Origin of the sequence: Roseovarius arcticus, from assembly GCF_006125015.1 — a bacterium.
GTDB lineage: Bacteria > Pseudomonadota > Alphaproteobacteria > Rhodobacterales > Rhodobacteraceae > Roseovarius > Roseovarius arcticus.
Window position 1 is genome coordinate 112,398 of the sequence record NZ_SZZN01000002.1, and the last position, 7,059, is coordinate 119,456.

General features: G+C 57.2%; 6 protein-coding genes and 1 pseudogene. 5 read left to right on the forward strand and 2 right to left on the reverse strand.

All coding sequences use genetic code 11. The features are described 5' to 3' along the window. Nucleotides 1–218: 218 nt before the first annotated feature. A pseudogene (locus MK6180000_RS20145) lies at nucleotides 219–1,066 on the reverse strand (class I SAM-dependent methyltransferase); the annotation flags it as partial. Here MK6180000_RS20145 and MK6180000_RS20150 point away from each other — a divergent pair. The 3 genes from MK6180000_RS20150 (at nucleotide 1,053) to MK6180000_RS20160 (ending at nucleotide 2,763) form a co-directional block, all read left to right on the forward strand. After that, complete coding sequence (locus MK6180000_RS20150) at nucleotides 1,053–1,748, forward strand: acetate/propionate family kinase (protein ID WP_246040642.1); 696 nt, start codon at nucleotides 1,053–1,055, stop codon at nucleotides 1,746–1,748. The pseudogene MK6180000_RS20145 and the gene MK6180000_RS20150 sit on opposite strands and share 14 nt — an antisense overlap. A gap of 199 nt (nucleotides 1,749–1,947) precedes the next feature. Then, nucleotides 1,948–2,352 (forward strand): hypothetical protein, encoded by a 405-nt coding sequence (locus MK6180000_RS20155; protein WP_138936688.1) that lies wholly within the window; start codon nucleotides 1,948–1,950, stop codon nucleotides 2,350–2,352. A 63-nt stretch (nucleotides 2,353–2,415) separates the two neighbouring features. Continuing rightward, nucleotides 2,416–2,763 carry a nuclear transport factor 2 family protein gene (locus MK6180000_RS20160; RefSeq protein ID WP_246040640.1) on the forward strand — a complete coding sequence of 116 codons (348 nt, stop codon included), beginning with the start codon at nucleotides 2,416–2,418 and terminating at the stop codon, nucleotides 2,761–2,763. 143 nt (nucleotides 2,764–2,906) lie between these two features. Here the strand turns inward: MK6180000_RS20160 and MK6180000_RS20165 are convergent, their stop codons facing one another. Further along, nucleotides 2,907–4,172 (reverse strand): SulP family inorganic anion transporter, encoded by a 1,266-nt coding sequence (locus tag MK6180000_RS20165; RefSeq protein ID WP_138936689.1) that lies wholly within the window; start codon nucleotides 4,170–4,172, stop codon nucleotides 2,907–2,909. Between the two features lie 207 nt (nucleotides 4,173–4,379). On the opposite strand from MK6180000_RS20165, the gene MK6180000_RS20170 reads away from it, so the two are divergent. Together MK6180000_RS20170 and arcA are read left to right on the forward strand one after the other, a co-directional pair. Further along, nucleotides 4,380–5,828 (forward strand): YfcC family protein, encoded by a 1,449-nt coding sequence (locus tag MK6180000_RS20170; protein ID WP_138936690.1) that lies wholly within the window; start codon nucleotides 4,380–4,382, stop codon nucleotides 5,826–5,828. Continuing rightward, the gene (arcA, locus tag MK6180000_RS20175; RefSeq protein ID WP_138936691.1) at nucleotides 5,825–7,048 is read left to right on the forward strand and encodes an arginine deiminase; all 1,224 of its coding nucleotides are present in this window, start codon (nucleotides 5,825–5,827) and stop codon (nucleotides 7,046–7,048) included. The genes MK6180000_RS20170 and arcA overlap by 4 nt, the downstream gene beginning before the upstream one ends. Nucleotides 7,049–7,059 lie beyond the last annotated feature (11 nt).

Sequence of the window (7,059 nt, forward strand, 5' to 3'; positions counted from 1 at the left end):
TGCCCGTTGTCATCATTAAAGCTATGGCGAAACTGTCCACTCCTCCACGGGGAGCTTCTCTTGTCGAACCTTTTCTGCTTCCTAAGGCACTGAAAAATATATGTTCACAAGATTTCAAAGTACATGTCGTATCTGATGTCCACTTTCCTTTCGTGTAGAACAGCCTTGCGCTGCTGCAGCGAGAGAGGAAACCGGACATGCACCGTCTCCGCCTGTTTTCAGGCGGCGGGCCGAGTGATGGTGATCTGGGTCACATCGCAGTGACCGCCCTCGAACGCCCCGGCGGAAGAGGTCAGGTACAGATTCCACATCCGCCGGAATCGGTCGTCGAAACCCAGCCGCTTAATTTCGTCCCAGCGTCCGTTGAAGCTGTCATGCCAGCGCCGCAGTGTCTGGCTGTAGCTGTCGCCGAACTCAATCGAGTGCTGGACCTGCAATCCGGCGCGGTGCACCTCGTCGCGCAGCACGCCGGGGGACGGCAACATGCCGCCGGGGAAAATGTGTTTCTGGATGAAATCCACGCGCTTGCGGTAGATCTCGAACCGCGCGTCCTGCACCGTGATGATCTGCAAGGTGGCGTTGCGGCCCGGCTTCAGGCGGTCGCGAACGACCTGAAAGTAGGTAGGCCAGTATTTCTGGCCGACTGCCTCGAACATCTCGATGCTAGCGATGCCGTCGTAAAGTCCCTGATTGTCGCGATAGTCCTGCATCCTGATCTCGACGCGATCCTGCAACACCCTGGCCCGGATCCGTTCCACCGCGTAGTCGTGCTGCTCTTGAGAGAGCGTCAGCCCAGTTACGCGCAACCCACGCTCCGCTGCGGCATATTCCGCGAAGCCGCCCCAGCCCCAGCCGATTTCGAGCACATGATCGCCGGGCTGCGCCCCCACCTGGTCCACCATGCTTTCGTATTTCTGGTGTTGTGCCTGTTCCAACGGCTCCCGGCCGCTGCGAAAGAGGGCCGAGGAATAGGTCATCGTCTCATCCAGCCAGAGCCGGTAAAATTCGTTGCAATTTCGTAATGCGCCGCAATGTTCTTCCGCGCCTGCCGCATGGAGTTGCCCCGTTCGCTGACCGATGAGGGTATCCTGCGCTATGGCTTTCACGGGCTGTCATATGAATACATCGCCAGCACATTGCCCCAGCATCTTGGCGACCGCGCCGATGGGCGCGTGATTGTCGCCCATTTGGGCAGCGGGGCCAGCATGTGCGCCATGAAAGATCGGCGCAGCGTCGCAACCAGCATGGGTCTCACCGCGCTGGACGGGCTTGTGATGGGGCGCCGCTGCGGGTCGCTCGACCCTGGAGTCGTGCTCTACTTACTGGAGGAAAAAGGGCTAACGTCCGAGCAAATCACATCTTTGCTCTACTCGAAATCCGGTCTTCTCGGCGTGTCTGGCATCAGCAATGACATGGCGGTCTTGGAAGCAGACTCCTCCGCGCAAGCGCAAGAGGCAATAGAACTATTTTGCTATCGCGCCGCGCGTGAATTGACAGCACTTGCGACAGATATGGCCGGGATCGACGCCATCGTATTCACAGCAGGGATAGGAAAAAATTCTGCACTGGTGCGACGTCTGATTTGCCAACGCCTTGCATGGTTGGGAGTGGATCTGGACGTGACTGCAAATGAGCGGGGCATCGCACATATCCAATCGACGGCTTCGGATGTCAGCGTCATAGTTATTCCAACAGACGAAGAAGCGGTCATTGCAGCTAAAACACGGATGCTGACCTGCAGTGTGTGAGCAAGCCAAGTGCAGGGCGCACAAAATCGAAAAAAGTTCAAAGAGGCTGACTTCGGTCAACCCGAAGCTTGGCAACATCATCTAAGATAGTGTCGTAGCCAACCCAAAGGCAACGCGGTTTCGTCAGACGACCAGCATACAACATGCTGCCAATCCGCACATGCACTCTCAGGAAAGGTCACATCAGATGACACTCACAATGGATCAAATGGGCCAAGACCCCGCTTTTGAACGTTTTTTGCGCGCCACGGTTGGGGAGGACGTGAACGGCATCAATGTCTCCGTCATTTCAATGCTTGCAAGGCTCGAAGTCGACCCATGGACAGAGGCGTCTGATCTCGCTGCAATGCCGGATGGCCCGGCGCGCAAAAGGTTAAATACACTGATGACCCGCTTCAAAGACGTGCCAACACAGGGGCGCGACCAAGGCAAGATTATCTCAACCCTTCTTGACCTTCTTCCCAGAAAGAAAGTCGCCGCAAGTCCAAACACTCCAGACGTGGTGGCCAGACTGCCTGCGCTGGCGAAGGGTGTGCCATTCTACTGGTACATCCTTGCCTTTCTAATTCTCGGCTGGGTCATCAATCTTGCGAAAGTCCAATAGAATGCAGCGCCGTTTGAACACAATCTGGAGCAATTACACAGTAAATCCGACAATGAGAACCCTATGAAAACCGACGCAACACTTTGGGACATGGAAGAACGATTCTGGACGGAAGGTGCTGACAGCGCCCGCCATATGACGGCAAAAGACGCTGTCTTTGTCTTCCCCTACCCAGCCGGAATCCTGCAAGGGGAAGCTCTTTGGAGAGAGGCCGATGTCGCGCAACGATGGCGGTCCGTGGTGATGAGTGAGCGTCATGTGTCGGTGCAAGGCAACATTGCCGTTGTGGCCTATCGCGTCTCCGCCGAGCGCGGTGACATGCCAATCTATGAAGCGCTGTGCACATCGACCTACGTGAGAGACGACGACAGATGGTTGCGCCTAACCCACCAGCAGACACCGGTGAACTGAGTAACGACCGGAATAGTATCGGGACCGAATGTGATGCAGTCTGTTTGCTTGCTGCACATTTTTGGAGCTTTTTTGCGATGCCGTCCATAGTCAACGATGAGGTGTCGCTCGTATAAAAACCGCTGTTTTTGTTTGGCGTAAATCTAGCGATCAGGAGGTGTCCAATCTTTCTCAATCGGCGCGTCTCGTCGCCGCAATCGTAACGCAAGCCCAACTGAGACGCCCACACCAATGGCGATTGTCAGATCCGCGAACACGGTCAGGACGAGCGTCAGCAAAAGAAGAACGCGGTCCGATGCGCGCGCTTGCAGATAGCCGCGCCATTTGTGCGGCTCACTCATGTTCCAGGCTGTCAGGATCAGCAAACCGGCGAGTGCCGGCATCGCAAGATATCCGGCCAAAGGTGCTGCAAGCAACATGACCAACAGAATGGTCAGGGCGTGAACAATCCCCGCAACAGGCGTCTTGCCGCCCGCGCGCACATTTGTCGCCGTCCGAGCAATGGCGCCGGTCGCAGGCAGGCCCCCAAACAGGGCCGAACCAATATTGGCAAAGCCTTGTGCCAGCACTTCGGCATTGGGTCTATGGTTGCCACCGATCATCTTGTCCGCGACCAGTGCAGACAAAAGCGACTCGATACTCGCTAGGGACGCGATGACGATGGCCGACGGCAGCAATTCGATCATGCGTGCAAAGGTGATGTCGGGCAACGCGGGCATGGGCAACGCGCTTGGCAACGCCCCGAACCGCGAAAAAATCGTGTCCACCGGCAGCGTCGCCACGGCAACGATGGCCGACGTCAAACCCACAGCAACGACGAGCCCCGGAAATTTCGGCGCAATGCGGCGTAGGCCGACGATCATCAGCATTGCAGCAAGACCGATCCCCAGCGCTTGGACATTCAGCGACTGTTTGTTGGCCCAAAGAGCCTCAATTTTTCCAATAAATTCCGCTGGCGGCTGCGCCATCGACAGACCAAAAAAGTCTTTCAACTGGCTTGTCGCAATGATGATTCCGATCCCGATGGTGAAACCGTTGATCACCGGTTCAGGCACAAACGCGACAAGGTTTCCGGCCCGGAAATATCCGGCAACCAGCATGATGACACCTGCCATGAACGTCGCAAGGACGAGCCCATCATATCCATACTCAGCAATGACGCCGAAGACGACAACGATAAACGCTCCTGTCGGCCCGCCAATCTGCACCCGGCTACCGCCAAGCAGAGAAATCAAAAGTCCCGCGACAATCGCCGTCACCAATCCTTTCTCTGGTGGCGCCCCCGAGGCAATTGCAATCGCAAGGCTCAGGGGCAAAGCAACCATTGCAACGGTGACACCAGCAACGACGTCGCCTGCAAACTGCGTGCGATCATAAGTCTTAAGTGTCGTCAGAATTTTTGGTTTCATGGAATGAATAAGAGCCGTGTCCGCAGACGTTCAATGGGATGAGCCCGAAATGGCAAATCGACCGAGGGCCACTTCACCTGCGAACGTAAAGCACCCATTTCAATCGGGACCACTAACCTCGGTCAGTCCGCCACCTGCACCCCTCGCTTAGCATTGTCTCAGCAGCCGTGATCCATTTCGCGGTGCCGTGCTGGAAAAGGACACCCAATGGCAAACCCCACAACGCGCGCTCCCGAAACCACCCCTCGGTTCAGCTTTCCCTCAGCCTACACAATCCTTTTTGCGCTCATCGTGATTGTTGCGGCTCTTACGTGGGTGATACCCGCAGGCCAGTACGAACGCGTGGCATCCGAGGCGCTCGGCAAAGAACTCCCTGTTGCGGGAACCTACGCACTCACGGATGCAAATCCTCAAGGCTTTTTTGATGTCATCCTCGCGCCAATCGCGGGTTTCTATGATCCCGGAAGCTATACGGCCAATGCCATTGATGTCGCATTATTCGTGCTAATGATCGGCGGTTTTATCGGAGTAGTTACGGCGACAGGGTCCATTGATGCAGGCATCAAACGCGCGATGACGCAGCTCAAAGGCCGGGAAAAATGGATGATCCCAATCCTTATGGGTCTCTTCGCCCTCGGCGGCACAACAGAAGGCATGGCGGAAGAGACGTTGGCCTTCTACGTCCTGCTGACCCCTGTCATGATCGCCGCCGGATATGACTCTCTCACGGCTGTCGCCGTCATCCTGCTGGGCGCTGGAGTAGGTGTTCTCGGCTCGACTGTGAACGCGTTTTCAACTGTCATCGCTTCGGATGCAGCGGGCATACCCTTTACCGACGGGCTGATGCTCCGCTTCGTCATTCTGGCACTGACGTTCGCTGCAACCGTCGCCTACGTCATGCGCTATGCGGCACGGGTCAAAGCTGATCCTTCGCGCTCACTCGTCTTTGACCGCAAGGAAGAAAACGAGGTGCATTTCCGCAGCACTGCGGATGCCACCACCGACTTCACTGGCTTGCACAAGATCGTCTTGCTTCTATTCGGCGCAACCTTCGCCGTCATGATCTGGGGTGTGTCCCTTGGTGGTTGGTGGATGGCCGAGATGAGCGGTCTTTTCCTGTTTGCAGGCATCGGTATTGGCCTCATCGGACGTCTGGGTGAAAAAGGTTTGGTAGACGCCTTCGTCGGCGGCGCACGTGACCTGCTGGGCGTAGCCCTGATCATTGGGCTCGCGCGCGGTATCGTCGTTGTCATGGACGCAGGTCACATGACCGACACGATCCTGCATTGGGCCGAAGGCACTGTCGCCGGCCTCAGCAATGTCGTGTTCATCAACGTGATGTACTGGATCGAAGTTGTGATGGCCTTCTTTGTGCCCTCAACCTCCGGTCTTGCCGTTCTGTCGATGCCGATCCTCGCTCCCGTCGGTGACTTTGCCGGGGTCGAGCGCAGCTTGATCGTCACCGCGTTCCAATCCGCCACAGGCGTCGTCAACCTCGTCACGCCGACGTCTGCTGTCGTCATGGGTGGCCTCGCCATTGCCCGCGTACCTTATGAGCGCTGGCTGCGCTTTGTCTGGCCCGTCCTGTTGGGTCTCACCGTTATCATCATGGCCGCCCTCAGCCTCGGCGCCCTTATGGGAGGAACCCCCACATGACCCTGACCTATGGCGTCCATTCCGAGGCGGGCAAACTGCGCCGCGTTTTGGTGCACAAACCCGGTGCCGCGATGGCCCGACTGACACCCGCCAATTGCGCCGAACTGCTTTTTGACGATGTGATTTGGGTCAAACAGGCGCGGATCGAGCACATGACTTTCGTTGATGCGATGCGCAATCGCGGGGTCGAGGTCGTATTTCTGCGCCAGCTTTTGGCCGAGACATTGGCCGACATGGAAGCCCGCCGCTGGCTACTCGAGGTGCGAATAAGCGACAACACAGTGGGCGTCGGTCTTGCTGACGATCTGATGGCCCATCTGATGGAGATCAACGCCGATCTACTCTCTACGATCCTCATTGGAGGGATGAGCCGGGCAGAATTACCGATAACCGAAAGAGGTGTTCTGGCCCCTATGCTGGAGCCCGCTGATTTCATCCTGCCCCCCCTGCCCAACCACATTTTCACCCGCGACACGACCTGCTGGATCTATGGCGGCGTGACGCTGAACCCAATGCACTGGCCCGCACGACGGTTGGAGACATTAAACCTCGCCGCGATCTATCGCTTTCACCCCGACTTCAAGGATGCAGGCTTTCCGATCTGGTGGGGTGATCCAAGACAGGACCACGGCCCTGCAACGGTTGAGGGCGGCGATGTCATGCCCATAGGTAATGGTACCGTCCTGATCGGCATGGGCGAGCGCACCACACCGCAAGCTGTCGGTCAAATCGCCCGTGGCCTGTTTGCAGGGGGCGGTGCTACCCGGGTTATCGCGTGCCAGTTCCCTAAATCGCGCAGTGCGATGCACCTTGATACGGTGTTCACCTTCTGCGACCGAGATCTTGCAACCGTCTTTACCGAGGTGACAGATGCCATCCGCTGCACCAGCCTGCGACAAGGCAAAGACGACAATATTGCAGTCGAGGTAGAAACGAAGCCGTTCCTGGCGGTCGTGGCCGAAGCCCTTGGGCTCAAGAAACTGCGCACGGTGTCCACCGGAGGCGATGCCTACGAATCCGCCCGCGAGCAATGGGACGATGCCAACAACCTGCTCTGCTTGGAGCCCGGCGTTGTCGTCGGCTACGAGCGCAACGTCGATTCAAACACACTTCTGCGCAAAGCGGGCGTCGAGGTCATCACGATCCCCGGATCAGAACTTGGGCGTGGACGCGGTGGATCGCATTGCATGACCTGTCCGCTCATCCGTGACGCAATTTAGAGGAATTCGAA